This is a genomic window from Streptomyces sparsus, from assembly GCF_054776295.1.
In genome coordinates this window covers 1-3,097 of record NZ_BAAHCA010000594.1, presented here as the reverse complement: position 1 = coordinate 3,097, position 3,097 = coordinate 1, and the positions used below count along the sequence as shown (strand labels likewise).

Below are 3,097 nucleotides of genomic sequence, written 5' to 3'. Positions count from 1 at the left end.
ACCGCCCCGCCCGCGCCGCCGCGCCGTTCTGGGTGAACCCCGACGGCAGCGCCGCCCGCGCGCTGGAGGAGGCGCGGGAGGACGGCGACAAGGAGGAGGCGGCGCTGATCGAGAAGATCGCCGCCGAGCCGGTCGGGGAGTGGATCGGCACCGACGACCCGGAGGGCGACGCCCGGCGGGCCACGGAGGCCGCCGCGGAGGACGGCGTGCCCGCCCTGATGGTCCTGTACAACATCCCGCACCGCGACTGCGGCCAGTACTCCCAGGGCGGTGCCAAGGACGGTGCCGCGTACCGGGACTGGCTGGGCAAGGTCGTCAAGGGCATCGGCGACCGCGAGGCGTGGGTGGTGGTCGAACCGGACGCGCTGCCGCACATCCTGGAACCGGGCTGCGTGCCGGAGTCCAAGCACGGCGAGCAGTACACCCTGATGAACGAGGCGGTGACGCAGCTGAAGCAGCTGCCCGCCACCAGGGTGTACCTGGACGCCGGCAACCCGCACTGGATCCGGGACGCCGGCGGCATGGTCGAGCCCCTGAAGCGGGCCGGCGTGGACAAGGCCGACGGCTTCTCGCTGAACGTCTCGAACTACCAGACGACCGAGGAGAACATCGAGTACGGCAGCAAGCTGTCCTCGATGATCGGCGGCAAGCACTTCATCGTGGACACCAGCCGCAACGGCAACGGTCCCATGGAGGGCAACGAGGACCAGGAGGCGTGGTGCAACCCGCCGGGCCGGGCGCTCGGTCAGACGCCGACGACCGACACCGGTGAGGAACTGGTCGACGCCTTCGTGTGGATCAAGCGTCCCGGCGAGTCCGACGGCACCTGCAAGGGCGGCCCCGAGGCCGGCCAGTGGTTCCACGACTACGCCCTGGAGCTCGCCCGCAACGCACAGGAGAACTGACCGCCCCCGCGCCGGAGTACCGTGCGCGGGAGGCCTCCTGCGCACGGCCACCGTGCGTCACGCACGGGCCGCCGCACGCCACGCACGGAAGGGGCCGGCCGGACACCGCGAGTGTCCGGCCGGCCCCTTCCGCGTGCCGGTGCGCCTACTCGAAGGCCGCGTCCACGGGCACGTGCACCCACACCGCCTCGGACGGGGTGCCGTCGCCGTCGACGGCGTTCACCATGTAGTAGCCCGGCGGCACCAGCGTCGGGTCCTCGGGCACGGCCACCTCGATGCCGTCGGCCGTGCGCTCGAACTCCAGCTTGATGGAGCGCTGCTCGACATTGGTGACGTGGGTGAAGGAGCTCGGCCGGATCAGCCGGACCTCCTCCACCTTCGCGGCGTCCCCGGTCCGGAACTCGGCCTTGCCGCCCAGTTCCACCACCTGCGGCTCTTCACCGTCGTCGTGCAGCTCCGGGCGGTCGCCGGCGAACAGGTAGGGCGGCGAGTACAGGTCGATCTGCTGCTCGAACTCACCCGGCTTGGTGTTGGCCGCGTCCTGGAACAGGGAGTCGGAGCCGAACGTCATCACCTTGCCGCTGGGCAGCAGCAACGCACCGGAGTGGTAGTTGCGGCCCACCAGCGGGTCGGCGACGGGACGTGAGGTGTTGCTGCGCGCGTCGTACAGCTCGGCCTTCAGCACGTCGCTGTCGCTGTAACCGCGGTAGCCGCCGGATCCGTTGGTGGTGAGCACCGAGTCGTCGGGCAGGATGACGCTGCTCGGGTAGCGGACCGGCGCGTACAGCTTCGGGCCGTCGGTGAAGCGCGGGCTGTCGGCCTTCAGGTCGACGATGCGGGTCTTGTCGGTGACCTTGGTGCTCTCGCCGATGCCGCCGCCGCCGAGCACCATGTACCGCTGGTCCTGGGCCGGTGGCAGCAGTACCGCCATGGCGGTCTCCAGCGTGTCCGGGTCGCTCAGGCCGTCGATCTCCGTGAAGCGGTCGGTCTCCCAGTCCCACAGGCCGGGCGTGCGGCCTTCCTCGGCCGGTCCGTAGCCTGAGCTGGTGCCCGCGTAGAAGAGCCGCCCCTCGCCGGCGAGGAACAGGCTGGGGTAGGTGGGGAAGTAGCGCTCCTTGGGGAGCGTCTCCCACTCCTTGGTCTTCGGGTCGTAGATCTCGACCTTCTCGGAGACCTCACCGATGTCGTCCAGGCCGGAGACGGAGATGACCCGGCCGTCCTCCAGCGTGGTCAGCGTCGGGTACCAGCGGGCGTCCTCCATCGGGTCGACCGGCAGGTACCTCTCCGCGACCGGGTCGAACTCGTACGCCTCCTTGATGCCCTGGAAGTCCTTCTTGTCGAACGACAGCTTGTTGGCGATGCCGTAGACGTTCTTGCGGTCCTCGCCCCTGAGGCCGACCACGCTGTACTGCTCGGTGTCGCCGGTGGCGTGCTTCTTGCCCTTGTACTGGGCCTCGACGTAGATCCGGGACTGGCTGGCGGTGACCTCAGCCTCGCCCGTCACCGGGTCGACCACCTTCTTCGCGCGGGGCAGCAGCAGTGACTTCTGGGTGACGAAGCTCTTGCCGTTCTTGTTGCCCTTGAACCGGGTGCCCTCGGGCAGCGTCATGGGCTTGTCGGGGTTCTCGTTGGCGACGATCATCAGGCCGCCGGCCTTCTCGACGTCGCCCTCAAGCGTCTCGTACCGCTGGGTGCCGCCGGCTATGAGCAGGTTGCCGTCGGGCAGTTGGGTGTGGCCGGCGCAGAACATGTCCTTGGGGGTGGGGATGTTCTTGTAGGTGTTCTCCTCCGGGTCCCACAGCACGCTGCGGAAGGTCTTCGCCTTGAACTGCTCGGCGTCGTTGCCCGACCCGGCCACCAGCAGCACCTTGCCGGTGTGCAGCAGGGCGGCGTGGATGGTGTTGATCTTGTATTTCTCCGGCACGTCCACGACCTGCCAGAGGCCGTTCTCGGCCTTGTAGCCGGCGCGGTTGATGTTGTACTGGTGGAACTGCTCGCTGCTGAAGCGGATCAGCCAGGGGGCGTTCATACCCGCCACCACGAGCAGGGCGGCCGTGGCGATGCCGATGCGTTTGGTACGACGGCTCGGACGGTAGTTCACCGGTCAACTCCTGAGCATCTCCCGGAGATCGTCCGGGACGGTGGTTCTTCGCTGGCCTCGGTGCGGGGAGCGGCCCGGTGGGCACGCTCCC

The 3,097-nt window shown here is 69.1% G+C and carries 2 protein-coding genes; one reads left to right on the top strand and one right to left on the bottom strand.

Going from position 1 to position 3,097, the window contains the following annotated elements; all coding sequences use genetic code 11:
- On the top strand, positions 1-905 hold a 905-nt coding region (locus tag ACYVE9_RS20750; protein ID WP_461029398.1), incomplete at its 5' end, for a glycoside hydrolase family 6 protein.
- A 145-nt stretch (positions 906-1,050) separates the two neighbouring features.
- On the opposite strand, the gene glxA is transcribed toward ACYVE9_RS20750, so the two are convergent.
- On the bottom strand, positions 1,051-3,006 hold the full coding sequence (glxA, locus tag ACYVE9_RS20745) for a radical copper oxidase GlxA (protein WP_461029397.1): 1,956 nt from the start codon (positions 3,004-3,006) through the stop codon (positions 1,051-1,053).
- Positions 3,007-3,097: the final 91 nt, after the last annotated feature.